Origin of the sequence: Bacillus sp. FSL R5-0712 (assembly GCF_038593285.1) — a bacterium.
GTDB lineage: Bacteria > Bacillota > Bacilli > Bacillales > Bacillaceae > Bacillus > Bacillus safensis.
Map to the genome: position 1 here is coordinate 2,312,895 of NZ_CP151981.1, position 24,890 is coordinate 2,337,784.

The following is a 24,890-nucleotide window of genomic DNA, read 5'->3' on the forward strand; positions in this document are numbered from 1 at the left end:
AGAACCTTGTAAGAGAACACAAAAACTCCCGTCTCTATGCTCGCAAGGTTCTTGCAAACATAGGGACGAGAGTTTTTTCCCGCGGTTCCACCCTATTTGCTGGTGTCGTAGCACCCAGCCGCTTTGTTTTACGTTGCTCAAGAATGCCTTTCGTTACGCCTCCATCCTTAGCTCACACCGCCCTAAGGTCGCTTTTATGGATTTTACGTAAGTACTTCTTTCTGTCAATGCAACATATTTTATCTTAGATGATCTTACAAAAAGTCATGGGAGATGTCAACTTTTGTTTTCGTCACCCATTAGCTTTTTCATGGATTCCATCTGATTCATGAATTTTTTTGATTTTAAATAGAGGCCGGAATATTCGTCATAGTAGTGATCAAGCACTTGACGAATTTCTTGTTTCGTCTGCTGTTTCACATCAACCTGACCAAGCCTTGATAAATCAAAATAATGAAACAAACGGAGCAGCCTTGCAGCTGCGGTGGATAAGGGCAGTTTATATGGATCTTTCGAAAAACAATTTTGGCAAATGAATCCGTTATCTCTTATCGAGAAATGGAACTGCCCTTCTTTTTGACCACAGTGGACACATTGATCCAGTTCAGGCTTCATTCCCATCACTGATAACATTTTGACCTCTACGATAAATAAAATAATATCAGCATCTGTGCCTTCATTGAGATGACGCAGAGATTGAAGCAGAAGCTCAAACAAATAAGGGTTTGGCTTTTTTTCTTCTGTCCCTTTATCAAGTAATTCCGTCATATATGCGGCATATGCGGTCAGAAATAAGTCTTCCCGAATGGTCCGCATACTTTCAATCATTTCGCCTTGCTGGAGCGTTCCAAGTCCTGTTGATGATTGGATGAGAAAGGTGCCGTATAAAAACGGCTGGCTTATAGCTGACAGGCGGCTGTTTGATTTTTTAGCGCCTCTTGCCATCACGCCAATTTTTCCATGTTCTCTAGTGAGCAGCGTGACAATTTTGTTTGTTTCGCCATAATCTGTTGTTCTAAGGACGATTCCTTCACTTTTAATGAGCATTTGTCTACACTCCGAGCTCTGGAGGGGGTCAAGAATTATAAGATTGGAAAATCAAATCGTGCTATTTCTTCTTCAAGTACATCGGGTCTTTCCAGGTTCTCCTTTTCTAACTCTTTGAAAAGCAGATACGTGTCAACGCTTCCTGTTTGTGAAAATACGTTCCATGTAAAATTCAACATAAAAACCCCACCTTTCTTTATTAGAAGCAGCAACGCTACATCCAACATATTAATTTTATCTTGACCAGGCTACCTCCATTTCATGATAAACAATTTTTACTAATCGAACCGCACCATTGTCAGATTTGCTGACAAATGCAGCGTTTTTTTAATATTCGTCTTCTCTAAATCCGAAGTCACGCAGGTGAGTGGATTTATTACGCCAGTCCTTCTGAACTTTGACCCAAAGCTCTAAATACACTTTTGAGCCTAGAAGTGCTTCAATATCTCTGCGCGCTTTTTGTCCCACTTCTTTTAACAAGCTGCCTCGTTTACCAATGACGATCCCTTTTTGCGAATCACGTTCTACGACAATGGTTGCCGCAACATGGATCTTGCCATTTTCATCTGGCTTAATCGATTCAATCGCAACCGCAATACTGTGCGGAATCTCTTCTCTCGTTAAATGCAGCACTTTTTCACGAATTAATTCAGAAATAATAAACCGTTCTGGATGATCTGTTACTTGATCTGCCGGATAAAATTGAGGGCCCTCTGGAAGATAACCTTCAATCTGCTGAAGAAGCGTGTCAATGTTGTTTCCTTCAAGCGCTGAAATTGGCACAATTTCCTTGAATGGATAACGCGTGCGGTATTCATCAATTAAAAGGAACAGTTCATCTGGATGAATTTGGTCAATTTTATTCACGACTAGGAACACCGGTGTAGATGTTTGCTTTAGTCGTTCAATGATGAATTCATCACCTTTGCCATAGCCTTCCTGTGCGTTGATCATAAACAAGATCAGGTCGACTTCCTTCAGTGTATTTTGAGCCACCCTCATCATAAAATCACCAAGCTTATGCTTAGGTTTATGAATCCCCGGTGTATCGATAAAGATCGTTTGTGATGTGTTTGTTGTCAGTACACCTTGCACTTTGTTTCGCGTCGTTTGGGGCTTATCACTCATGATGGCGATTTTTTGTCCAATGACACGATTAAGAAAGGTTGATTTCCCTACATTTGGTCTTCCAATAATTGATACAAATCCTGATTTGAAGCTTTCGTTAGTCATTTAAATCCTCCGGTGAAAATGCGCCTGGCAATAGTTCGTTTACTGTTGTTTCGTATATATGTCCTTTTAAGTTCGTTAGAATCACTGGCATGTCAGGTGCACATAGCTCTGAAATGACCTGTCTGCATGCGCCGCACGGCGAAACAGGCCGGTCTGTATCAGCCACCACTGCTAACATTTGAAAAGATGTAATGCCTTCTGAATAGGCTTTAAAAAGTGCTGTTCTTTCCGCACAATTACACATACCATATGCTGCATTTTCAATGTTGCAGCCGCCATACACTTTTCCATCATTCGACAGTAATGCTGCACCGACTTTGAATTTAGAATAGGGTACATATGCAAAATCTCTTGCTTTGATTGCTTCTGAAATCAACTCTTGTTTGTTCATTCCTAGTTCCCACTTTCAGAAGAAATGGTACCACTGTCACATTTATATTTTACATAATTCACGTGACATTTTCACGCCCATTTCTAAAAATGTTAATAAATAGTAATATTGTTCTATTGCATGATCTTCGGTAAGAAGATGATCAATCCAATCATAACCGAAATCGCGGCGTAAACGCAAACAGCGCCTGCCGCAGCGTCCTTCGCTCTCTCTGCAAGCGGGTGCCTTTCTTCTGTCATCAGATCCACTGTATGTTCAATGGCTGTATTGACAAGTTCAAGCGCAAACATCCCCCCGCATAGAAGAAGAACGATCAGCCATTCAAATGGTTCAATGCGGAACCAAAAGCCGCAGATCACCACGATGATGGCTGCGACTGTGTGAAATCGAAAATTCCGTTCATTCAAGAAAGTTCGCCATATTCCTCTAAATGCATAGTAAAAACTCCGAAAAAAACGGGCGAGCGGCCTTCTTTTCTTACGATGATCTCGAAAGGCCATAATCATCCAAGATTTTTGTCTGTTTGGCGAACATTTCTTTTTCATCTTCCTCTGTCATATGATCATACCCGAGCAAATGGAGGAAGCCGTGAATCGTTAAGAATCCAAGCTCTCTCATAAAGGAATGTCCATATTCCTCCGCCTGCTCTTTCGTTCGATCCACACTAATGATAATGTCACCAAGTACAGGCGGGATATCCTCCGCTCCAATGATTTCAATCTCCCCTTCTCCTTCTTCCTCAAGTGCAAAGGAGATCACATCTGTTGGCGCGTCTTTTCCGCGGTATTCTTTATTGATTTGATGAATCTCTTCATTCGAAACAATCGTCACTGATACTTCCGCTTGATCCTTGACCTCAAGTTCGTCTGCAGCAAACTGAAGAAGCTTTTCCACTTCTTCAAGCTGCTCTTTTGATACTTGTCCTGTTTCATCTATTAAATCGATTAACAATGTCATTTACTTCACCTTCTGCTTCGGGGCATCTGGATATTCAATCCGAGAATGGAAAATCCCCTTTAATGTTGTACAAATTGTTTGGCTGATAATATTTAATTCTTTAAATGTCAGGTCACATTCACTAAATTGCCCGTCCTGCATTTTATCTGAAATAATGCCTTTGACAAGCTTTTCAATCCGCTCTGGATTTGGATTATGCATGGAACGAACCGCCGCTTCAACGCTGTCAGCCACAGAAATAATCGCTGCTTCTTTTGATTGCGGCTTTGGACCAGGGTAACGAAATTCTTCTTCTGTCACCTGATCATCACGCTCTTTTGCCTTATAGTAAAAAAACTTTAAAAGTGACTTCCCGTGATGCTGTTCTGCAATGTCGACAAGCTCTTCAGGAAACTTCTTTTCTCTCAGCATATCAGCCCCATCTGTCGTATGGGCAATAATAATATTTTTACTCAGCTGAGGAGAAAGCTTGTCATGCGGATTATCAATGTTCATTTGGTTTTCGATAAAGTATTGCGGTCTTTTCGTTTTCCCAATGTCATGATAATAAGCGCCGACCCTTGCTAAAAGACCGTTTGCGCCGACTGCTTCACATGCAGCATCCGCTAAATTCGCCACCATGACACTATGATGATATGTACCTGGTGTCTCGGTTAAAATCTTTTTGAGCAGCGGATGATTTGGGTTGGATAATTCAATCAGTTTCATTGTTGAAAGAATGCCAAACATGCTCTCAAAAACAGGCATTAACCCAATGACCAAGATAGATGATGCAAACCCTGACACAATTGCCATCATGAGGTTCACACCGATTTCAAGACCTGATGGTGAAGAGTTTTGGATCAGTGTAATGGATAAAACCACAAGTACATTCACCAAAGCCACCAAAAGTCCGGCCTGCAATATTTTTGATCTTGCATTATGTTTTCTTAAAAATAAAATACCAGCCATCCCGCTCATCAGATAATAAGCGCAGATCACATAGTTAAAGACGCCGGTTACTCCTTGATTAAACATCATACTGCCGCAAAGAGCAAATACAAGACCGGAGAAGATCGCTAACCGCTCATTTATGAGCAGTTTGATCAGCATCGTCCCAAGTGCCACTGGCACAACATAGCCTATCGTTGTATATTTCGTTTCCTGGAAGAGACTGAACACTTCCATGATAATTAAAATAATCGTGAAAATAAGCGAGTAGAGCAGTAACGATTTATTCTTATGGACAAGCGATTTTTTCCTCGATTCAAGGGAATGAATAATCGCTGCTAAGAAAAGACCAATTAATATGAAAAGACCACTGACAGGCTTAAATAAATTTGAGCTGTTTAATAGACCCGTGAGTTCTAATTTGCGATAAACTTCCCGGTCGATGAGCTCTCCTTCTTCAACTAAGATTTGCCCTTGCTTAATTTGCACTGGCTGAATATTGTCAGCTGCTTCCTGTCTTTTCTTCTCAGTTGCCACTGGGTCAAACACATAGTTTGGGATGATCGCAAATTCACCGATTTCTTTCGCTGCATTTAAGTATTTTGATGGAATCGAATTGTTTTCAAGCTCTGTTTTGACTTGTTTTTTCTCATCTTGTAATTTCGCTGCTGTGATTTCTTTACTCATCAGTGAATTCACCACTGTGATGATGGAATCCTTAGTAAAAGAGAGATTTTCATCACTTGCCTGAAGCAGCGCTTTGATGGATTGATCTGAAACAGCCTCCTGCATATCTGTTGTGAGCTTTTCTTTGACACGCTTGACCATTTCTTGATCTGATGGCGCATTCTCTTTATCATCAGCTGCTTTCTTCTCTTCTTTAATGGCTTCAAAGAGGGATGAGATAAGGTCTACGCGATTATCAGAATACGCTTTTTTGAGCGTATATTGATCTTCTACTTGATCTGTTGCTTCTTGTTTCTTTTCTTCTGTCGCTTCTTGATCATCAACGGTTGACGGAGAATAGATGGTCTGTTCGCTCACTGAAAATAAATCTAAGTCGAGCGATTCAGGCTTTACATGGAAGAAGAGCACCACGAATAAAATGGCTGCTAAAGCAGCGTACAGCAAAACATTTAAATAACGTGAGCGCTCCATTTTCTGAGGTTCTTTTTTAGACAGCAGTCTTTTGCGCTTACTGCCTTTTTGATTCTTTCTCAAGGAAAGTACCTCCTTTTTTACTTTAAACCACGATCGAAACAAAATGACCCGATGAAGATGATCGGGTCACTCAGTTCATTTTTGCTTTTCGTATGCGCCAATGATCTTCGCCACAAGCGGGTGTCTGACCACATCTGTCTGGTCTAATTCAATAAATGAGATGCCCTTGATCTCTGCAAGCATGTCCTTTGCAGCCGCAAGACCTGACTGCATGCCCTTTGGCAGATCAATCTGTGTAATATCTCCTGTAATGACCATTTTAGAGCCAAACCCAAGTCTCGTCAAAAACATTTTCATTTGAGCAGGCGTTGTATTCTGCGCTTCATCTAAAATAACAAATGCATCATCAAGCGTCCGGCCTCTCATATAGGCAAGGGGCGCTATTTCAATCACGCCGCGCTCGATTAATCGTTCCGTATGATCACTGCCAAGCACATCATGCAAGGCATCATATAGTGGTCTTAAATAAGGATCTACTTTTTCCTTTAGATCGCCTGGTAAAAAGCCAAGACTCTCTCCTGCTTCAACAGCTGGTCTTGTCAGAATAATTCGTTTCACATGTCCATTTTTCAGTGAATGGACCGCATTGACGACTGCCAAATACGTCTTCCCTGTACCAGCAGGTCCAATTCCAAAGACCAGGTCATCTTTTTTCATCGCCGCAGCATATTCCCGCTGGCCGATTGTTTTCACCCTGATCGACTTTCCTTTGGCATTTTTCGTAATTTCATCTTCATACATATTTTCAAAATAATTCAGCTTGTCTTTTTGCGCCATTTTAATGGCATAGACGACATCCCGTTCAGATATCTCAATTCCTTTACGGATGAGATGTAAAAGAGATGTGATCAAACGGCTTACTGTTTCTCTAGATGCTTCCTCACCAGAAACATACACTTTTTCTCCACGGGTAATAATGGAGACGTTCAGCTCGTTTTCCATTAGTTTCAGATAAGCATCTTGATTGCCAAATAAAGCAATCGCTTCGTTTGGGCTATCCAATTTTTGTTGAATCTCAAGTAAATGTTCTGTCATTCTCTAGTCTCCCTGAACAATAGGTGTTGGTTGAACAATATCTTCTATTACTTGGTAAAGGATGATTAACTTAACTTTACCATTCCCTGTTGTCTCGTGCAAAACTTTTTCACTTTTCACCTCTCCTGTTTGACCTAGCTTCTCTTCTAATTCTTTTTTACCCATTTTAATCCCTGCTTGAACCGCTTCTTTATTTGTGTATTCTCGATTTATTTTCTCACTTTCACGTGTAATTTCCTTTTCATAAGAGAATGGGAGCTGCATGTTTAAGAAATGAAGCGGATGAACTTCTGTTTCTGTTTTTGGCTGCTTAAAATCATCTTTTTTAAAAGAAAAGCCCCAAAATGGCAGTGAGCCTCCAAATGCTGAGAGCTTGTGCTTTGTCTTCATTTTACCCGTAAAGACGTCAAAAGATGTTCGAAGAGGGACAGAAACTTCAGACCGATACCACGTTTCACCATAGATTTTTGCTTTGGCTCCTACCGTTTTTTGCTGATCTTCGCTGCCAATGAGTCCAGAGACAAGCATCTGTCCTTTCTTTACATGTTCATCAACCGCGGCGAGCGGCTCCCCTTTTTCTACATACATTCTCGTGATGACAGCCTTTTTCTTGGCGACGATATGCTGCGGACTCGTGTATTTTTCTTTTTCAGGTTCATTCTTTTCCACAACTTTCATTTGAAAGGTTGTGCCGTTTAGTTCAACGCCGACCCATGTGATGCTTTGAATATTGGTTGTGAGGGATTTTTGAATTTTTTCAGGTGTTCCCATTAGAAACTGAAAACGGCCTTTTTGCACCCCAATGTCGTCTAAATGCTTTCTCATTTGATGTTCAGTTTCTGGGTTGGCTCCTTTAATATCAATTTTCCATACCATGTTTGAAAGCGCCAATATCGTTACTAGAAAACATACAATCCCAAGGGTAAATCCGATATTCTTCCTTGACCAAAGAAGTAGAAACGGAAAGCCCTTCTTTTGATGAAATGAACATGTCACATCATGATGTCTGCGTACTTTTCTAAAGGCATGTACATCTGATAAGCGAATAAATAAGCGCACGCTGTCTTGACGGCGGCTCACTTGAAACATTGTGATCCCCTGCCTCGTGCACTCATTGATGAGCCGCTCAATGCCGTTTCCTTTGATCTCCACTTCCACTCTGCCAATAAAATAGGCGAACCATTTATTCTTCACGCTTCTCCCCTCCGTCAGTCAAGAATCAATATAACGGACCTCATCGATTTTCCCTTCCAATAAAATCTCTTCTGGCAAAATCGTTTTAATCACAAAATCTTTCCCTGAAATAATGCACTGTCCTTGCTTGAGCATCAGCCTTACTTCTTGATCACTGAAAAGCAAAAGCCCTTTATGGTTCTCTATGTAAATGTGGAGTCTGCCAACCATCGTAATACGGGGAAGATCCATCATCACGTCTGGAGGGATTTCAAGTGTTCTTGTCAGCCATGCTTTAAGTCGATTTTTTCTTTTTCCCATTCAATAAGAACCCCTTCCCACCTCATGTGTATGAGATCAAACTGAAAGATGGTGAGACTGATGAGAAAGCCTCTATATCATCCTATTCCTCAGGGGGTCATATCATGCTAATGAATCCCGTAAAACAGCCGTTTCAGCATTTTCTTTATGAAAAATCGTCATCAGGCAAAAAAAAGCCCCCTTTTTTTGAAGGGGACTTTCTTCTTTATCTTTTATATGGCCGTTTCATTGTTCTGTGCGGCTTTTTCGCGCGCGGCTCTCCAAATACTTCTCCAAGGATCATTCCTTGAACAATTGTATCTTGGTTGAGTTTCTCAATGATTTTTGGCCTCACTTCAGCAGATATAGCCTTTGGCCTTGTCAGCTCTCTTTCAAGCGATTGGAACTCTTTATTCAGCTCGTTTTTTCTTTCTTCCATTTCAGCAAGTGTAGCCGTATAGCGATCTTGTAAGGACTGAGAAGTTTTTTTCTTCATCCCGCCATGATCATGTACATCACCGAAATCGTCCAGCTGATCCGTCACGACTGGATCTGGACTTGTTTGCCTTGTTTGCTTTTGGGGCACCGGCTTACGCTGAGGAGCGGGCTTCTTTTGCTGATTCTGCTCTTCGTTCTCCTCTTGTTTGCCGATTTTCCCAAAGACGGCAGAGATGATACCGATGATAATCGCAATTAGTAGCGGATTTTCAAATAGAATGTCCAATGGGCTCCCTCCTTAAAGCGTGAGAGGATGCTTATTTGTTTTCATTATCAGATGGACCTTTTGTCATTTTACCAAATGAATCTCTCATATCCGTATCAGCATCGATATTTTTAATGTTCATGTAGTCCATGACACCAATATTGCCTTCACGTAATGCTTCAGCCATTGCAAGTGGTACCTCAGCCTCTGCTTCAACGACTTTCGCGCGCATTTCTTCAACTTTCGCACGCATCTCTTGTTCTTGTGCAACAGCCATTGCGCGGCGTTCTTCTGCTTTCGCCTGTGCAATGTTTTTGTCTGCTTCTGCTTGGTCTGTTTGCAGAATTGCCCCGATGTTCTTACCGATATCAACATCTGCGATATCAATCGAGAGAATTTCAAACGCAGTACCTGAATCTAATCCTTTCCCAAGAACCGTTTGAGAAATCATATCAGGATTCTCAAGAACCTTTTTATGATTATCGGATGAACCGATTGTAGAGACAATCCCTTCACCTACACGGGCAATAATTGTTTCTTCCCCTGCACCACCGACAAGTCGGTCGATGTTTGCACGAACTGTAATACGTGCTTTTGCTTTGACTTCAATCCCGTCCATCGCAACACCAGAGATAAATGGTGTTTCAATGACTTTAGGGTTTACACTCATTTGAACTGCTTCAAGTACGTCACGGCCTGCTAGGTCGATGGCTGCACAGCGGGCAAAGTTCAATTCGATATTCGCGCGTTGAGCTGCAATTAATGCGTTCACAACTCGGTCCACGTTACCACCTGCAAGATAGTGGCTCTCCAGCTGGTTAATCGTCACATCAAGACCTGCTTTATGTGCTTTGATGAGCGGATTGACCACTCGGTTTGGAATCACTCGGCGCAGTCTCATTCCTACAAGTGTAAAAATGCTCACTTTTACGCCAGCCGCTAGGGCAGAAATCCACAGCATCACCGGTACAAAGGTGAAAAAGATCGATAGAACAATCAAACCTGCTGCGATAATCACAAATAATAGTAAAGTAGATGGATCCATTTTATTCCTCCTCTAAAATCAGTATATCTATACTTTCCTCACGACAATGCGTGAGCCTTCCGCTTTCACAATTTTTACTTGTTCATCTTTATCGATAAATGCACCTTCTGACACAACATCAATTCGCTCATCTCCGAATACGATCGTACCAGATGGACGAAGAGCAGTGGCTGTCACTGCGATTTGTCCAACAAGATCTTCTCTTGTTTCATTTGAGACATAACCGCTTTCCTTATTGGTTGAATCGGTTAAAATGAACTTTTTAAAGAATTTCATACGTTTCCCCAACACCTTTGTCAATAAAATAACTGCTATGATTGAAACAGCAGTGGCAATCAAGATGGAAATCGCCATTTCTGTAAAGCTTCCAGCTGCTAAAAATAAGCTGACAACGACACAGATCAGTCCAATGACACCTACGATTCCCCCTGGCAAAAACAATTCCAGAATGATGAGTGCAATCCCTGCTAAAAACAGGAACAACGTCTCATATCCTGCAAAACCTGCCACGAGATGACCATAAAAGAATAGAAGAAGCGCTGTCACTCCCATCGTGCCCGGGACTCCAAAGCCAGGAGAATAAAGCTCAACAATTAACCCTAAGCTTGCAATGGATAAAAGGATTGGAACGACAATTGGGTGCGTAAGAAAACGCGCAACCTTTTCAGCAAAGCTCACTTCATCGTATTGAACAGAAGCGTCCTGTAATTTCAGCTTCTGAAGCAAGTCATCCATATTTTTTGCTTCTCCTTCTGCATAACCGAATTGCAGCGCCCGGTCTGTGTTGAAGGTGAGCAATTCTCCTTTTGGTGCACCAGCTTCTTTTGCGTCTATATCTATATCCGCCATGGCAAGAGCATACTTTGGATCACGCCCCTGTTTTTCGGCAGCATCACTCATTTCAGCAAGCCATAGAGATTCAGATTTTTGATCGGCAGCATTGCCCTCTCCATCAATGATCGCAGCAGCCCCCATCTTTCCATTCGGGGTCATATAAATCTGATCGGCATTTAGCGCGATGAAGGCCCCGGCTGAAAGCGCTCTATGATTGACAAACGCTGTCACTGGGATATCGGAAGCACGAATGGTATCTGCGATCTCAAGCGCTGCATCGACTGCACCACCCGGTGTATTGATGTCGAGAATAATATGCTTCGCCCGCTCCGACTTTGCCTGCTCAAACGATCGTTCAATGAATTTAGAAAGTCCTTTTTCTACTGTATCTTCAATTGGGATAACATGAACTTTCTGATCTGCTGATTTCGCGGTCAATTGAACCCCTAATAACAAGCATATTATAAAACAACTGAAGAGAGCAATAGAAATTTTTATTTTTTTCATCTATTTGGTGATCCCTCCTCTCTTTCTTCCATTTTACTGTTCCTTTACATACGTTACAAATGTATCATAGGTTTCATTTTTATATGACAGAATCATGAGGGCATAAAAAAAGTACCCTTCTAACAATAGAAGGATACTTTTTTATTGAGACAGCTGCTCGCTGACAAGTCTGTTAATGACAGCTCCATCAGCTTTACCTTTTACTTTTGGCATAATAGCGCTCATGACTTTACCCATGTCAGCCTTCGAGGAAGCACCTGTTTCAGCGATCGTTTCTTTCACGATCGTTTGCAGTTCTTCTTCAGAAAGCTGTTCAGGTAAATAAACGTCTAATATGTCAATCTCTTTTTGAACTTTATCTACTAAATCTAAGCGATTAGCTTTCGAAAATTCATGGAGGGAGTCTTTACGTTGCTTAATCTCGCGGGAAAGGACGGTTAGTTCCTCATCGCCGGTCAAACTGTCTTTCTTAAGCTTGATTGCTTCATTTTGCAGCGAAGCCTTTACCATACGAATGACAACAAGCTTGTCTTTCTCACGGTTTTTCATCATAAGCTTCATATCAGAATTTAATTGCTCAAGAAGACTCATAAAATCCACCCTCTTTAGAATTTACGTTTTCTAGCAGCTTCAGACTTTTTCTTGCGCTTTACGCTAGGCTTTTCATAAAATTCACGCTTTCTTGCTTCTTGCAATGTTCCAGTTTTGGATACACTGCGTTTAAAGCGACGAAGAGCATCTTCAAGCGATTCGTTTTTTCTAACGACCGTTTTTGACATTCTCTTTCCCTCCCTCCGAATACACCAATCGACTGCATTAAAAAAAGATATACATGCAAAACATGTACCTAGACATTATAATATAAGCCTTGTGTGAGGTCAACTAAGTGATTTGGAAATATATTTTCGTCATGAGCAGGTAGACAAGTCCATATATTCATTGGTAAGAGGAGGACTTTTCTATGATGACGATCATTTATTTTTGTGCACTTATTTTCATTTTTTTATGGTCAATGGGTTTGCTGAGAAAAGGATTAATGGCGCTTGCATCGTCTCGAATTGAGAAATCACTTCTTCTCTTTACAGATCACCCGGTCAAAGCATTCTTGGTCAGCATTGTGTTTACAGGGGTTCTACAAAGCAGTTCGGCATTTATGGTCATCGTCATCGGCTTTGTCAGTACTGGCATTCTCTCTTTTAAAAAATCGATCCCAATGATTCTTGGAACCAATATCGGCTCCACGTTTACGACAGAATTTATCGCCATTAAAATGGACGTGTTCATGTGGGTTTTGATCATAGCCGGTCTTGTATGCATCCTTTTTGGCAGGACATCTTTTAGACATGCAGGAAAAAGTTTATTTGGGCTCGGGATGATCTTTTTTTGCATACAAGGCTTTTCGAAAATTGCAGGGATGATGACAAGCCAGCCCGAGACATTGCGTTTTCTTGAAATGATGCAGCATTCAGACTGGACAGCGCTGCTTTCGGGTACCATTTTCACAGCGATTGTTCATTCGAGCTCGGTCTGTATCGGCATTTTAATGGGATTTATGAATGAGGGAACTGTGGCACTTCAGGAAGGCATCAGCTTTGTGTTAGGGTCCAATATTGGGACATGTATTACAGCTGTGATGGCTGCGATATCTGGCGGATACGCAGCACGTCAAACGGCTTATGCACACGTCGTGTTTAATGTGCTCGGGGTTCTTTTATGCCTCCCGTTTCTCGCCCTGATCACAGAGGTTGTCGCCCTTCTCGCAAGCTCACCCGCCCAGCAGATTGCACATTTCAGCCTGCTGTTTAATGTGGCAAGCTCTCTCCTCTTCTTCCCATTCATACGCCCTTTTCACGCATTGATCTTGTGTCTCATGCCGAATCAGACAAAATAAAAGAAACCGGCTTGCCCTGTTGGCTGCCGGTTTTTTTATCTATTATGAGGTCATTCTCACTTTGTCTGGCTGCACATCATCGCTGATGCGAACGAATTGTCCTTCGTTATAAGGATAGCCCGCTTTCGTAATTTTCACTTTGACCAGACGTCCGATCATATCCTCTGTTCCTTCAAAAACAACCTTCATATAGTTATCGGTATAACCAACATAAAGATTGTGGTTTCCTTCTTGTTCTTTGAAGGATTCTTCCGGAATAATTTCTAGCACATCACCTTCATATGCTGATGCATACTCTTTCGCAAGCTGGTCAGAAAGAGCGATCAAACGGTGAACACGTTCGTTTTTCACATTTTCATCCACTTGATCTTCCATTCTTGCAGCCGGCGTACCTGTACGTTTGCTGTAAGGGAAGACGTGCAGCTCAGAGAATTGATGGTCTTTGACAAAATTGTACGTTTCCAAGAACTCTTCTTCTGTTTCCCCAGGGAATCCAACGATCACATCAGAGGTGACAGCAAGTCCCGGCAATGCTTTTTTCAGCTTTGTTAAACGCTCTGCAAAGAATTCCATCGTATATTTACGGCGCATTCTTTTTAGCACAGTATTTGAGCCAGATTGAAGCGGAATGTGCAAGTGTCTAACAATCTTATCTGACTGATCAAGCACTTCAATCACTTCATCTGTAATTTGACTTGCTTCAATAGATGAAATACGGATTCGTTTCAAGCCAATAACACGTTCATCTAATTCTCTCAGAAGCTTTGCAAAGTTATAATCCTTTAAGTCTTCTCCGTATCCGCCTGTGTGAATACCTGTAAGCACAATTTCTTTATAGCCCGCATCAACAAGCTGCTGCGCTTGATTGATGACCTCTTCTGGATCACGAGAACGAAGAAGGCCGCGCGCCCAAGGAATAATGCAGAATGTACAGAAATTGTTACAGCCTTCTTGGATTTTTAATGAAGCGCGCGTTCTGTCTGTGAAGGCAGGAACATCAAGTTCTTCAAACACACGTGCTTTCATGATATTGCCAACCCCGTTGATCGGCTGTCTTTCTCTGCGGTATTCTTCAATATAGCCTAGTAATTTATGTCGGTCCTGTGTTCCAACCACAATATCAACACCAGGAATCGCCATGATTTCTGCTGGTGATGTTTGCGCATAGCAGCCTGTTACACAAATGACACCATCTGGGTTATGACGAATGGCTCTTCTAATGACTTGGCGGCTTTTCTTATCGCCTGTATTCGTGACCGTACATGTATTAATGACATATACGTCTGCTTTTGATTCATACTCTTTTCTTTCATAGCCAGCTTCTTTAAACAGCTGCCAGATCGCCTCTGTTTCATAGTGGTTGACCTTACAGCCAAGTGTATGGAACGCTACTGTTCCCATCATGATTCACCTCTTAATAACTCTGTTTGATAAGATATAGCAGAAAGCGCATATAAAGGAGCAGTTTCTGTTCTTAAAATGCGTGGTCCAAGCCCGCAAATGACTGCACCAAGCGTTTCAAGCTCTTCAATCTCCTTTTCTGCCAAACCGCCTTCAGGGCCAAAAACCACTAGCAAGGTTTGTCCGCCTTTCATCTGTTGAAGCACAGTTTGAAAACGGCTTTGCTCTCCTTCTTTCGATGATTCTTCGTATGCAACGACACATTTATCGAATTCACCAGCTAATTGCGTCAGCTCTTTAAACGTTGATACTGAATAAACACGTGGAATGATATTCCGGTAGGACTGCTCGGCTGCTTCTTTCGCGATTTTCTCCCAGCGCTCTCGTTTTTTATGTGACTTTTTTTGGTCAAGCTTTGTAATAGAACGAGCCGCTTGAAACGGAATAAAAGCACTTGCGCCAAGCTCTGTGCCTTTTTGGATAATGAGCTCAAGCTTATCTCCTTTTGGAAGACCGCTTGCAATCGTCACCCTAATCGGAAGTTCTTTGTCCTGATTTGTCCAGCTTTCAAGGTGGCAAATCACTTCTTCCTTTGTTATTGTATCAATTTTACTGAGCGCTTCAAAGCCGTCTGTCGTTAAACAAAGGATTTCCTGCCCTGCTTTCATCCGCATGACATTGGAAAGATGATGTACATCTTCACCTTTTATAACGATGGCTCCCTTTAACGTCACTTCTTCTTTCGTGAGGTCGATAAAATATCGTTGCATACGTGTCCTGACACCTACTCGCTTTATTTTTTCGCTATAATGCTGACCCAATCTTCCATTGACAGCACTTCAACAATGTCAAAACCTGCTTCTTCTAATGCTGTTTTGACCTGTAATTTCTTTTGTCCAATGATGCCTGATGTAATGAAATAGCCATCTTTCTTCAATAGGTCATAGGCTTGATCTGTAAAGCGCAAAATCACTTCTGCCAGAATGTTGGCGACAATCACATCACGCTCACCTGAAATTCCATCAAGCAAATTGTTTTGTTTGACCGTCACTTGGTCACTTACACCATTTAGTTCGATGTTTTGCTTCGCACTTTCTACCGCAACGGTGTCGAGATCAAAGGCTTGAATGTCCTTTGCACCAAGCATCGCTGCTGCCACACTTAAAATTCCAGAGCCTGTTCCAACATCAATCACCGTATCGTTTTCCTTCACGTAGCGCTCAAGCGCCTGAATGCAAAGGACGGTTGTTGGATGCGTACCTGTTCCAAATGCCATTCCAGGATCCATTTCAATAATCAGTTCATCAGAATGAACCGGTGTATATTCTTCCCACGTTGGAACGATGGTGAATTTTTCAGAGATTTTCACAGGATGATAGTATTTCTTCCAGGCGGTGGCCCATTCTTCTTCATTTACTTCACAAATTGACAGTGTATTGCGTCCAAGGTCAATATCGTATAGAAGAAGATTGTTGATGGCTTCTTTGATCTCATCTACCGTTTCCATCAAAAAGCTGTTCATTGGAAGATAGGCTTTCACAATGACACCTTCATCCGGATAGTCATTCGGATCGAGCTGGTAGATCTCACCGTATACATTTTCACGTTCCTTGACTAAATCAAGCGGGTCCTCAATCACGACACCACTTGCACCTGCTTCATGCAAAATATTGGTGATCGGTTCCACCGCTTCATTTGTTGTATGGACGCTAATTTCTGACCACTTCAATACTACCAACTCCTTATCCGTCTTACTCGCCTTTAAATGCTCGTTTTACCTTATCGAAAAAGCTCATTTCTTGTTCGTCTGGTTTATTTCCGCTCACTTCAGCAAATTTTCTAATGATATCTTTTTGATTGTCTGTTAAATTTGTCGGTGTGACAACACGTACAACGATATGCTGATCGCCTTGGCCGTAGCCGCGTACATTTTTCACACCTTTTCCTTTGAGTCTAAACTTCGTGCCAGTTTGAGTGCCAGCAGGAACTTTTAATTTTACTTTTCCGTGTAATGTCGGTACTTCAATTTCGTCACCTAATGCAGCTTGGGCAAAGGTGAGCGGCATCTCGCAGTAAATGTCATCTCCATCACGTTCGAAGAATTCATGCGCGCGCACATGGAATACAACGAATAGATCGCCTGGAGGTCCTCCATTTACACCTGGTTCACCTTGACCAGATACTCTGAGCTGCTGACCATCATCAACACCTGCAGGGATCGTCACGTTAATTTTCTTACGCTTACGCACTTTGCCAGATCCGCCGCATGTTGAACATTTATGGTCAATTTGTTTCCCTGTTCCGCTACAGTAGTTACATACTCTGCGGTTGACCACTTTACCAAACGGAGTGGATTGCTCAACATTTAATTGACCAGAACCGCCGCAATGTGAACAGGTTTTTGCCTGCGTACCAGGCTTTGCACCTGATCCATGACATGTTTCACAAGATTCTTCACGAGGGATTTCAATGGTTGTTTCTTTTCCAAATGCCGCTTCTTCAAACGAAAGCGTCATTGTATATTGCAGGTCCGCTCCTTGGCGCGGTGCATTTGGATCTCTTCTTCTCGCTCCGCCGCCAAAAATACTAGAGAAGATGTCATCAAAGCCGCCGAAGCCGCCAAAGTCTCCTCCTCCACCAAAACCGCCGCCGCCAAAGCCTTGGTTTGGATCGGTATGACCGAACTGGTCATAATGCGAACGTTTTTGATCATCAGAAAGGGTTTCATAGGCTTCTTTTACTTCTTTGAATTTCTCATCTGAGCCAGCTTCTTTATTAATATCAGGGTGATACTTTTTTGAAAGCTTGCGGTATGCCTTTTTGATTTCGTCCTTTGAGGCGCTCTTACTTACGCCAAGCACTTCATAGTAATCACGCTTACTCATCTCTTCACACTCCCGATTTTCTCACATAAATACGATTGTATCATTTTGATTTAACCTTTTTCAATTCCTTTCATCGTTGAAAAGAAAAAAAGTCAAAGCCAAGAGATCCTGACTTTGACTTTCTGACGAGTACGTTTCAGCAGTCTTTTTCAAAAGTAAAGGTGATTATTTTTTCTCTTGATCGTCGTTTACTTCTTCGTATTCTGCATCCACTACATTGTCATCTGCTTTTTGAGCACCTTCAGCGCCTTCTTGCTGAGCTTGTGCTTGTTTTGCAGCTTCTTCATAGAGCTTTGTCGTTAATTCTTGAACGATTGTTTGCAGCTCATCTTTTTTCGCTTTGATGTCTTCAAACTCGCCTTTTTCGATCGCAGCTTTTAGCGCATCTTTCGCGTCATTTGCTTTTTTCACTTGCTCTTCATCGATTTTGCCTTCTAGATCTTTTAATGTTTTTTCAGTTGTAAACACTAATTGATCTGCTTCGTTGCGCACTTCGATTTCTTCTTTTTTCTTCGCATCTGCTTCAGCATTTTCTTCTGCTTCTTTGACCATTTTTTCGATCTCATCATCAGAAAGACCTGAAGAAGATTTGATTGTGATGTTTTGCTCTTTGCCTGTACCCATATCTTTCGCACGTACGTTGACAATACCGTTTTTATCGATATCAAAAGATACTTCGATTTGCGGTACGCCGCGTGGTGCTGGCGGGATATCAGTCAATTGGAAGCGGCCTAATGTTTTGTTATCTGCAGCCATTGGGCGCTCACCTTGCAGGACATGGATATCTACAGCAGTTTGGTTGTCAGCAGCTGTTGAGAATACTTGAGATTTACTTGTTGGAATTGTTGTATTGCGTTCAATCAGCTTCGTGAATACGCCGCCCATTGTTTCAATTCCTAAAGAAAGTGGTGTTACGTCAAGAAGAACAACGTCTTTGACATCCCCTGTGATCACTCCACCTTGGATCGCTGCACCAAGTGCAACTACTTCATCAGGGTTTACACCTTTATGAGGCTCTTTGCCTGTTTCTTTTTTGATTGCTTCTTGTACTGCAGGAATACGAGTTGATCCACCAACAAGGATGACTTTATCAATCTCGCTAGCAGATAAACCAGCATCTTTCAGCGCTTGACGTACAGGTGTCATTGTACGCTCTACAAGATCTGCAGAAAGCTCTTCGAATTTAGCACGTGTTAACGTTAATTCAAGGTGAAGAGGTCCTGCTTCTCCAGCTGTGATAAATGGCAGTGAGATTTGTGTAGAAGATACACCAGAAAGATCTTTTTTCGCTTTTTCAGCAGCATCTTTTAAACGCTGAAGCGCCATTTTGTCTTTAGAAAGATCAATGCCATTTTCTTTTTTGAATTCAGCCACTAGGTGATCAATAATGACTTGGTCAAAATCGTCTCCACCTAGACGGTTGTCCCCAGCAGTTGAGCGCACTTCAAAGACGCCGTCTCCAAGCTCAAGGATCGATACGTCAAATGTACCGCCGCCAAGGTCGTATACAAGAATCGTTTGATCTTCTTCTGTTTTATCTAAACCATACGCAAGTGCAGCTGCTGTTGGTTCGTTGATGATACGTTCTACTTCAAGACCAGCAATTTTACCAGCATCTTTCGTTGCTTGACGTTCTGCATCGTTGAAGTAAGCAGGAACTGTGATAACAGCTTTTGTTACTTCTTCGCCAAGATAGCCTTCAGCGTAAGATTTAAGGTGCTGAAGAATAATTGCAGAGATTTCCTGCGGTGTATAGTTCTTACCTTCAACTTCTACTTTATAATCAGTACCCATATGTCTTTTAACAGACATGATCGTGTTCGGGTTTGTAATTGATTGACGTTTTGCTACTTCACCCACTTGGCGCTCTCCGTTTTTAAAAGCGACAACAGATGGTGTTGTACGTGCTCCTTCAGCGTTAGCAATGACTTTTGGCTCGCCGCCTTCAAGTACTGCAACACATGAGTTTGTTGTTCCTAAGTCAATCCCAATGATTTTACTCATATTCGATGACCTCCCATTATGTAGTTATTGATTTACTTTTACCATTGATGGACGAATAACTCGGTCTTTGAGTTTATAGCCCTTTTGCAATTCTTCTACAACGATATTTGAATCGTAGTTTTCGTCTTCAACTTGCATGACGGCTTGATGAAGGTTTGGATCGAACTCTTTGCCGACAGCTTCAATTGGTTCAACGCCTTCATTTTTCAACGCTTCTACCAGCTGGCGGTAAACCATTTGCATTCCTTCTAACAAACTTTTCGTCTGCTCATTGTCTGGATCAATTCCAAGCGCTCTTTCAAAGTTATCAAGAGCTGGGAGAAGATCGCTGACAACATGTTGAGAACGATATTTTTGCACGGTCTCCACTTCAGTTCGAGCACGGCGTTTATAGTTTTCAAAATCTGCTTGAACACGCAGAATTTTGTTTTCTTTTTCATCTAGAAGCTGCTGCAATTCATCGATTTTTTCTTGGAAGGCAGACTGTTCATCATTTGTTACTTCCTCAGTATCTGCTTGAACTGCTTCTTCTTGTGCTTCAACCTCTGCTTCTTGCTCAGGTGTCTGTTTTTCTTCTGACATTGTGTTCACCTCCCTCAAAAGATTCAAAAATACGAAGGGGCTGTGCCCCTATCTTTTATCACCCTACTCATCATACAAATTGGAAAGTGCGTTTGACAAGTCTTTTGATACATGATGCAAGAGACTGACAACCCTGCCATAATCCATACGGGTTGGACCAATGACGGCAATGGAGCCGAGTGATTTTTGATCAATCGAATAAGTAGCTGTGATTAAGCTGCAGTTCTCCATCGCTTCCAAATTGTTTTCTGAACCGATTTTAATGGTGATTCCTTGCTGATTTGGATGAAACAGCTGCATGACATCATTCTTTTGCTCAATAAGCATCATGAGTGAACGGATGCGGTCAATGTCATGAAACTCCGGCTGATTCAACATATTAATCTTCCCGCCAAAGAAAAGTTTTGATTCATTTTGAGTCGATGTAAATGTATTGCCGAGCGCATCTAAAATATGATCATAATCTTTTAAATGCGTACGAAGAAGCATCACAACTTCTTTATACATTCTGTCCTTCAGCTGATCCATCGGGACTCCGGCTAGGCGGCTGTTTAAAATATTCATCAGCTTCTCAATATCGGAGACATCGAGATGCTCAGAGAAGGTAATGGTTTTGTTTTCAACATGTCCGCTGTCTGTAATCATGATCGCCACTGCTTTGTTTGGCTTAACAGGGACAAGCTGAATTTGCTTTAATCGATTTTCACTTAGCTTTGGACCAAGCACAATCGATGTATAGTTTGTGAGATCTGATAAAATTTCCGCCGATTTTTGAACTGTCTTTTCCAGCTCAAAAATTTTCTCCTGAAAAGCCGACTGGATGAGCACAAGCTCTTTAGACGACAGTTTTCGCGGAGAGAGCAAATGATCTACATAATAACGATATCCTTTTTCGGAAGGAATTCTTCCTGATGAAGAATGGGTCTTTTCAATAAAACCAAGTTCCTCCAAATCAGCCATTTCGTTTCTAATCGTCGCAGAGCTGAATGTAATGTCTTCTTTTTTAGAAAGAGTCCTTGATCCAACTGGCTGCGCCGAACGAATAAAGTCATTAATGATGACTTGCAGAATCAAAAGCTGACGATTTGTTAACATCATCATCACCCCTGTTAGCACTCTCTTTCAACGAGTGCTAATTGTATAAACAAAATTACCAAACTCAAATTAAAATGTCAATTATAACTCACCGAGAAACGCTTGAAATACTTCATTGCCTAACAATTTTCCTTTTCTTGTTAAACGTATCCCCTTGTCATCTTTTACAATGAGGCCTTTTTCTTCTAAATCTTCAAGAACAGTGGAAAAAAGTGCTTCTGGTGCAGCACCATATTTTGCTTGGAAATCAGCGCTTTTCACCCCTTCAATCTTTCGAAGACCTAAAAACATTTCTTCTTCTATTTGCTCTGCTTTTGTGACCTGATGTGTTTCCTTATACGGGAACCCTGTTTGGTCAATCAGCTCCAAATAATGTTTCACCGGCCCTGCGTTCACATTTCGGATGCCATCTACATACCCGTGTGCGCCTGCACCAAAACCGAAGTAATCTTCATTGCTCCAATAGGTCAGGTTATGCTGGCTTTCAAAGCCAGGTTTGGCGTAATTGCTAATTTCGTACTGCTTTAATCCATGGCGCTCCATTTCATCCATCACAAGCTCATACATTTCAGCCTCACGTTCTTGCGGCGGTAAATGAAGTTTTCCTTTTTGCATTAAGTTGTAAAAAACGGTTTTCGGCTCCACGATGAGTGAGTAAACCGAATAATGCTCTGCCCCCAGTGAGAAAGCTGTCTCAAGTGAATTCATCACATGATGCTTTTCTTGATGCGGCAAGCCAAACATGAGATCGAGGCTAATATTATCAAATCCAACCGCTCTAGCTCGCTCAAAGGATGTAAGGACATCCTTCTTTTGATGAACTCGTCCAATTTTCTTGAGCAAATCGTCTTCAAAAGTTTGAACGCCAAAGCTCAGCCGATTCACGCCGGCTGCTTTAAGCACATGGAGTTTCTCAAGCGATAATTCATCTGGGTTTGCTTCTACTGCAAATTCAATCAGATTTTTTGTCGGCTTTAATACGCTGTGAATGCTGTTCATGAGCTTGTCTAGCTGACTGACAGTCAGTGATGTCGGGGTTCCCCCGCCAATAAAAATTGTCTTTAGTTCCTGCTCGCCTTTTTGCTCGATCGTGTGCTGCATCTCTTTCTCAAGAGCCGCTAAGTATTCGTCGACTGGCTGCGTTTTGATGAAAAATTTATTGAAATCACAATAGTGGCAAATATGCTCACAAAATGGAATGTGAATGTATGCTGCTTTCATTAGATGACACCTTCTTTACAGGTAAAGAGCCGCAGTTTATCGCTGCGGCGTCTTTGTTTGTTATCGACTATAAACGTCAAGGCAGACATTGTAAAGCAGGTAGCCTTGAGGATGTTATTTTTTTGGTGTGCTGTCGTCCATCTTCAGCACAGCCATAAATGCTTCTTGCGGGACTTCAACAGAGCCCACTTGCTTCATGCGCTTTTTCCCTTCTTTTTGCTTCTCAAGAAGCTTTCTTTTCCGGGAAATGTCTCCACCATAACATTTAGCAAGTACGTTTTTACGCATCGCTTTAATGGTGGAACGTGCAACGATTTTTTGACCGATTGCTGCTTGAACCGGCACTTCAAAGTGCTGGCGTGGAATCAGTTCTTTTAGCTTTTCTACGATGATCTTGCCTCGTTCATATGCATAATCGCGGTGAACAATAAAGGAAAGGGCATCGATTTTTTCGCCATTCAGCATGATATCCATCTTCACCAGCGTCGAAGGACGATAGCCAATCAGCTCATAATCAAAGGACGCATAGCCTTTTGTGTTGGACTTTAGCTGATCAAAGAATTCGTATACGATCTCTGCCAAAGGAATTTCGTACACAATGCTCACGCGGTTCGCATCAAGATACTGCATATCAATGAAATTCCCGCGCTTTCCTTGGCAAAGCTCCATCACAGAGCCTACATAGTCATTCGGCACCATCATTGTTGCTTTTACATACGGTTCTTCAATTCGCTCAATCTTTTGCGGATCAGGCAGATTGGACGGGTTATCTACGACAATTTTTTCTCCATCTGTCATATATACATCATAAATAACACTTGGCGCTGTCGTAATCAGATCAATTTTAAATTCACGTTCAATCCGTTCCTGGATGATTTCCATATGAAGCATTCCAAGGAAGCCGCAGCGGAAACCGAAGCCAAGTGCTTGGGATGTCTCTGCCTCATATTGAAGTGAAGAATCATTTAATTCAAGCTTTTCTAACGCTTCACGTAAGTCGTTGTATTTCGCTGTATCAATTGGATAAAGTCCGCAGTATACCATTGGGTTTAGCTTTCTGTATCCCGGCAGTGCTTCTTTAGCAGGGTTTTCCGCGCTTGTGATCGTATCCCCTACACGTGTATCACCGACATTTTTAATCGCAGCGGTTAAGTAGCCAACATCTCCAACGGTGAGTTCGTCTGTTGGCATGGCTTTTGGTGTGAAAACGCCAACTTCAAGTACTTCAAATTCTTTCCCCGTCGCCATCATTTTAATTTTCTGACCCGGTCTGACGGTTCCTTCGACAATTCGTATGTACGCAATAACGCCGCGATACGCATCGTAAAGAGAATCAAAAATAAGGGCTTGAAGTGGTGCTTCTGGATCTCCAGCGGGAGCCGGCACCTTTTCAACGATTTGTTCTAAAATATCCTCGATTCCAATACCCGCCTTAGCAGAGGTGAGAACAGCTTCAGACGCATCCAACCCGATGACATCTTCAATTTCTTCTCTTACACGCTCAGGCTCTGCACTTGGCAGATCGATTTTGTTGATAATCGGAAGAATTTCTAAGTTGTTATCAAGAGCTAAATAAACGTTCGCAAGTGTCTGTGCTTCAATTCCTTGTGCTGCATCTACTACAAGAATCGCACCCTCACAGGCAGCTAGGCTTCGAGATACCTCATAGGTGAAGTCGACATGCCCTGGTGTATCAATCAGGTGCATGATATATTCTTCCCCATCCTTCGCCTTATACTTCAGCTGGACAGAGTTTAATTTAATCGTTATGCCGCGTTCACGCTCTAAATCCATGGAATCAAGCAATTGTTCTTTCATTTCCCGTTGAGTAATCGCCGCTGTTTTTTCCAAAATACGGTCTGCCAATGTGGATTTCCCATGGTCAATATGGGCGATAATGGAGAAATTTCGAATTCTTGATTGCCGCTCTAATCGTTTTTCTTTATCTGTCACAATCTATCACTCCTACTATAAAACGCGGGTTGCGCTAGGTTAGATTATATCAATAGGGCTGTAAAGATTCAATCGAAATCAAGAAAAGCCGCTTATCGGTCAGCGGCTTTGATTAAAAGGGTGATATCTCATGAAATTCGTTTATTTCCCATTCACCCAATCATAAAGAGAACGGGCTGCATGTGTCATGCCATCAGACAGGGCTTTTCCTGCTTTGGAAAAGGCATTAAAGCCCTCTATTTCCTCCAGCTGTTTTTGTTTTTCGGCAAGATCCTTTTCTGTAACAGCCGTTCCTAAGATAGAAGCTTCCTTTTCTTCATTGTCGTTCATTTGAATGGAGAAAGCTCCTTTTAATTGCGGATCATGGTAGCCCTTCATTTGCAGCATGCCATTATTCGCTTGCTGCATTCCTAAAAAGACACCAAACAGCAAGACCAATCCTAAAATAATGGTTTTTCCAATAAATGAGCCCATCCCCGTCA

The 24,890-nt window shown here is 41.9% G+C and carries 26 protein-coding genes; 1 reads left to right on the forward strand and 25 read right to left on the reverse strand.

Annotated elements, in window-relative coordinates; genetic code table 11:
• Window positions 1–276: 276 nt before the first annotated feature.
• The 15 genes from recO to rpsU form a co-directional block, all read right to left on the reverse strand.
• Entirely contained in the window at window positions 277–1,047 is a 771-nt protein-coding gene (recO, locus tag NSU11_RS11715) for a DNA repair protein RecO (protein ID WP_342493586.1), read from the reverse strand.
• Between the two features lie 35 nt (window positions 1,048–1,082).
• The gene (locus NSU11_RS11720; RefSeq protein ID WP_003217288.1) at window positions 1,083–1,226 is read right to left on the reverse strand and encodes a YqzL family protein; all 144 of its coding nucleotides are present in this window, start codon (window positions 1,224–1,226) and stop codon (window positions 1,083–1,085) included.
• Between the two features lie 148 nt (window positions 1,227–1,374).
• Window positions 1,375–2,280, reverse strand: a complete 906-nt coding sequence (gene era / locus NSU11_RS11725) for a GTPase Era (protein WP_007501305.1) — start codon at window positions 2,278–2,280, stop codon at window positions 1,375–1,377.
• Window positions 2,273–2,671 carry a cytidine deaminase gene (locus NSU11_RS11730; RefSeq protein ID WP_008356263.1) on the reverse strand — a complete coding sequence of 133 codons (399 nt, stop codon included), beginning with the start codon at window positions 2,669–2,671 and terminating at the stop codon, window positions 2,273–2,275. The genes era and NSU11_RS11730 overlap by 8 nt, the downstream gene beginning before the upstream one ends.
• A 113-nt stretch (window positions 2,672–2,784) precedes the next feature.
• Window positions 2,785–3,171, reverse strand: a complete 387-nt coding sequence (locus NSU11_RS11735; protein ID WP_048238914.1) for a diacylglycerol kinase family protein — start codon at window positions 3,169–3,171, stop codon at window positions 2,785–2,787.
• On the reverse strand, window positions 3,149–3,628 hold the full coding sequence (ybeY, locus tag NSU11_RS11740; RefSeq protein ID WP_048238915.1) for an rRNA maturation RNase YbeY: 480 nt from the start codon (window positions 3,626–3,628) through the stop codon (window positions 3,149–3,151). The genes NSU11_RS11735 and ybeY overlap by 23 nt, the downstream gene beginning before the upstream one ends.
• Window positions 3,629–5,716 carry an HD family phosphohydrolase gene (locus tag NSU11_RS11745; RefSeq protein WP_342493906.1) on the reverse strand — a complete coding sequence of 696 codons (2,088 nt, stop codon included), beginning with the start codon at window positions 5,714–5,716 and terminating at the stop codon, window positions 3,629–3,631. It abuts the gene before it with no gap.
• Window positions 5,717–5,854: 138 nt separating this feature from the next.
• Window positions 5,855–6,814 (reverse strand): PhoH family protein, encoded by a 960-nt coding sequence (locus NSU11_RS11750; protein ID WP_268427965.1) that lies wholly within the window; start codon window positions 6,812–6,814, stop codon window positions 5,855–5,857.
• A gap of 3 nt (window positions 6,815–6,817) precedes the next feature.
• Complete coding sequence (gene yqfD / locus NSU11_RS11755; protein ID WP_041118008.1) at window positions 6,818–8,008, reverse strand: sporulation protein YqfD; 1,191 nt, start codon at window positions 8,006–8,008, stop codon at window positions 6,818–6,820.
• Window positions 8,009–8,026: 18 nt separating this feature from the next.
• A complete protein-coding gene (gene yqfC, locus NSU11_RS11760; RefSeq protein ID WP_012010618.1) occupies window positions 8,027–8,308 on the reverse strand; it encodes a sporulation protein YqfC in 282 nt (93 codons plus the stop codon).
• A 205-nt stretch (window positions 8,309–8,513) separates the two neighbouring features.
• Complete coding sequence (locus NSU11_RS11765; protein ID WP_342493587.1) at window positions 8,514–9,011, reverse strand: hypothetical protein; 498 nt, start codon at window positions 9,009–9,011, stop codon at window positions 8,514–8,516.
• 31 nt (window positions 9,012–9,042) lie between these two features.
• Complete coding sequence (floA, locus tag NSU11_RS11770) at window positions 9,043–10,035, reverse strand: flotillin-like protein FloA (protein ID WP_024423026.1); 993 nt, start codon at window positions 10,033–10,035, stop codon at window positions 9,043–9,045.
• A gap of 27 nt (window positions 10,036–10,062) precedes the next feature.
• Complete coding sequence (locus tag NSU11_RS11775; RefSeq protein ID WP_342493588.1) at window positions 10,063–11,376, reverse strand: nodulation protein NfeD; 1,314 nt, start codon at window positions 11,374–11,376, stop codon at window positions 10,063–10,065.
• Between the two features lie 141 nt (window positions 11,377–11,517).
• Window positions 11,518–11,967 (reverse strand): GatB/YqeY domain-containing protein, encoded by a 450-nt coding sequence (locus NSU11_RS11780; protein WP_041086254.1) that lies wholly within the window; start codon window positions 11,965–11,967, stop codon window positions 11,518–11,520.
• Between the two features lie 14 nt (window positions 11,968–11,981).
• Window positions 11,982–12,155, reverse strand: coding sequence for a 30S ribosomal protein S21 (rpsU, locus tag NSU11_RS11785; protein ID WP_003152957.1), 174 nt, complete (start codon window positions 12,153–12,155; stop codon window positions 11,982–11,984).
• A 182-nt stretch (window positions 12,156–12,337) separates the two neighbouring features.
• Here rpsU and NSU11_RS11790 point away from each other — a divergent pair, with 182 nt between their 5' ends.
• Window positions 12,338–13,267, forward strand: coding sequence for a Na/Pi symporter (locus tag NSU11_RS11790; protein WP_342493589.1), 930 nt, complete (start codon window positions 12,338–12,340; stop codon window positions 13,265–13,267).
• 42 nt (window positions 13,268–13,309) lie between these two features.
• Here NSU11_RS11790 and mtaB read toward each other — a convergent pair whose 3' ends face one another.
• From mtaB to NSU11_RS11840, 10 genes are all read right to left on the reverse strand, one after another.
• Complete coding sequence (gene mtaB, locus NSU11_RS11795) at window positions 13,310–14,668, reverse strand: tRNA (N(6)-L-threonylcarbamoyladenosine(37)-C(2))-methylthiotransferase MtaB (RefSeq protein ID WP_024423030.1); 1,359 nt, start codon at window positions 14,666–14,668, stop codon at window positions 13,310–13,312.
• Entirely contained in the window at window positions 14,668–15,438 is a 771-nt protein-coding gene (locus NSU11_RS11800) for a 16S rRNA (uracil(1498)-N(3))-methyltransferase (protein ID WP_342493590.1), read from the reverse strand. The genes mtaB and NSU11_RS11800 overlap by 1 nt, the downstream gene beginning before the upstream one ends.
• 23 nt (window positions 15,439–15,461) lie before the next feature.
• Entirely contained in the window at window positions 15,462–16,397 is a 936-nt protein-coding gene (gene prmA / locus NSU11_RS11805) for a 50S ribosomal protein L11 methyltransferase (protein WP_024423032.1), read from the reverse strand.
• Window positions 16,398–16,419: 22 nt separating this feature from the next.
• A complete protein-coding gene (dnaJ, locus tag NSU11_RS11810; RefSeq protein WP_103131929.1) occupies window positions 16,420–17,553 on the reverse strand; it encodes a molecular chaperone DnaJ in 1,134 nt (377 codons plus the stop codon).
• A gap of 165 nt (window positions 17,554–17,718) precedes the next feature.
• Window positions 17,719–19,557 carry a molecular chaperone DnaK gene (dnaK, locus tag NSU11_RS11815; protein WP_024423034.1) on the reverse strand — a complete coding sequence of 613 codons (1,839 nt, stop codon included), beginning with the start codon at window positions 19,555–19,557 and terminating at the stop codon, window positions 17,719–17,721.
• 24 nt (window positions 19,558–19,581) lie between these two features.
• Window positions 19,582–20,139 carry a nucleotide exchange factor GrpE gene (gene grpE, locus NSU11_RS11820; protein ID WP_024423035.1) on the reverse strand — a complete coding sequence of 186 codons (558 nt, stop codon included), beginning with the start codon at window positions 20,137–20,139 and terminating at the stop codon, window positions 19,582–19,584.
• A 63-nt stretch (window positions 20,140–20,202) separates the two neighbouring features.
• Complete coding sequence (hrcA, locus tag NSU11_RS11825) at window positions 20,203–21,234, reverse strand: heat-inducible transcriptional repressor HrcA (protein ID WP_024423036.1); 1,032 nt, start codon at window positions 21,232–21,234, stop codon at window positions 20,203–20,205.
• Window positions 21,235–21,315: 81 nt separating this feature from the next.
• Window positions 21,316–22,455: a radical SAM family heme chaperone HemW gene (gene hemW / locus NSU11_RS11830; protein WP_024423037.1), complete on the reverse strand. Its 1,140-nt coding sequence runs from the start codon at window positions 22,453–22,455 to the stop codon at window positions 21,316–21,318.
• A gap of 114 nt (window positions 22,456–22,569) precedes the next feature.
• Entirely contained in the window at window positions 22,570–24,408 is a 1,839-nt protein-coding gene (gene lepA, locus NSU11_RS11835) for a translation elongation factor 4 (protein ID WP_024423038.1), read from the reverse strand.
• Between the two features lie 141 nt (window positions 24,409–24,549).
• On the reverse strand, window positions 24,550–24,882 hold the full coding sequence (locus NSU11_RS11840) for a YqxA family protein (RefSeq protein WP_024423039.1): 333 nt from the start codon (window positions 24,880–24,882) through the stop codon (window positions 24,550–24,552).
• Between the last annotated feature and the right edge of the window lie 8 nt (window positions 24,883–24,890).

Excerpts from the sequence above, each read along its gene's own strand:
- mtaB (WP_024423030.1), bottom strand. The coding sequence starts at position 14,668 with ATGGGAACAGTAGCGTTCCATACACTTGGCTGTAAGGTCAACCACTAT.
- NSU11_RS11780 (WP_041086254.1), bottom strand. The coding sequence starts at position 11,967 with ATGAGTCTTCTTGAGCAATTAAATTCTGATATGAAGCTTATGATGAAA.
- NSU11_RS11750 (WP_268427965.1), bottom strand. The coding sequence starts at position 6,814 with ATGACAGAACATTTACTTGAGATTCAACAAAAATTGGATAGCCCAAAC.
- grpE (WP_024423035.1), bottom strand. The coding sequence starts at position 20,139 with ATGTCAGAAGAAAAACAGACACCTGAGCAAGAAGCAGAGGTTGAAGCA.
- NSU11_RS11775 (WP_342493588.1), bottom strand. The coding sequence starts at position 11,376 with ATGAAAAAAATAAAAATTTCTATTGCTCTCTTCAGTTGTTTTATAATA.
- NSU11_RS11735 (WP_048238914.1), bottom strand. The coding sequence starts at position 3,171 with ATGGCCTTTCGAGATCATCGTAAGAAAAGAAGGCCGCTCGCCCGTTTT.
- yqfC (WP_012010618.1), bottom strand. The coding sequence starts at position 8,308 with ATGGGAAAAAGAAAAAATCGACTTAAAGCATGGCTGACAAGAACACTT.
- era (WP_007501305.1), bottom strand. The coding sequence starts at position 2,280 with ATGACTAACGAAAGCTTCAAATCAGGATTTGTATCAATTATTGGAAGA.
- hemW (WP_024423037.1), bottom strand. The coding sequence starts at position 22,455 with ATGAAAGCAGCATACATTCACATTCCATTTTGTGAGCATATTTGCCAC.
- NSU11_RS11730 (WP_008356263.1), bottom strand. The coding sequence starts at position 2,671 with ATGAACAAACAAGAGTTGATTTCAGAAGCAATCAAAGCAAGAGATTTT.
- dnaJ (WP_103131929.1), bottom strand. The coding sequence starts at position 17,553 with ATGAGTAAGCGTGATTACTATGAAGTGCTTGGCGTAAGTAAGAGCGCC.
- hrcA (WP_024423036.1), bottom strand. The coding sequence starts at position 21,234 with ATGTTAACAAATCGTCAGCTTTTGATTCTGCAAGTCATCATTAATGAC.
- rpsU (WP_003152957.1), bottom strand. The coding sequence starts at position 12,155 with ATGTCAAAAACGGTCGTTAGAAAAAACGAATCGCTTGAAGATGCTCTT.
- ybeY (WP_048238915.1), bottom strand. The coding sequence starts at position 3,628 with ATGACATTGTTAATCGATTTAATAGATGAAACAGGACAAGTATCAAAA.
- dnaK (WP_024423034.1), bottom strand. The coding sequence starts at position 19,557 with ATGAGTAAAATCATTGGGATTGACTTAGGAACAACAAACTCATGTGTT.
- NSU11_RS11720 (WP_003217288.1), bottom strand. The coding sequence starts at position 1,226 with ATGTTGAATTTTACATGGAACGTATTTTCACAAACAGGAAGCGTTGAC.
- recO (WP_342493586.1), bottom strand. The coding sequence starts at position 1,047 with ATGCTCATTAAAAGTGAAGGAATCGTCCTTAGAACAACAGATTATGGC.
- NSU11_RS11745 (WP_342493906.1), bottom strand. The coding sequence starts at position 5,716 with ATGGAGCGCTCACGTTATTTAAATGTTTTGCTGTACGCTGCTTTAGCA.
- NSU11_RS11790 (WP_342493589.1), top strand. The coding sequence starts at position 12,338 with ATGATGACGATCATTTATTTTTGTGCACTTATTTTCATTTTTTTATGG.
- NSU11_RS11840 (WP_024423039.1), bottom strand. The coding sequence starts at position 24,882 with ATGGGCTCATTTATTGGAAAAACCATTATTTTAGGATTGGTCTTGCTG.
- NSU11_RS11800 (WP_342493590.1), bottom strand. The coding sequence starts at position 15,438 with ATGCAACGATATTTTATCGACCTCACGAAAGAAGAAGTGACGTTAAAG.
- floA (WP_024423026.1), bottom strand. The coding sequence starts at position 10,035 with ATGGATCCATCTACTTTACTATTATTTGTGATTATCGCAGCAGGTTTG.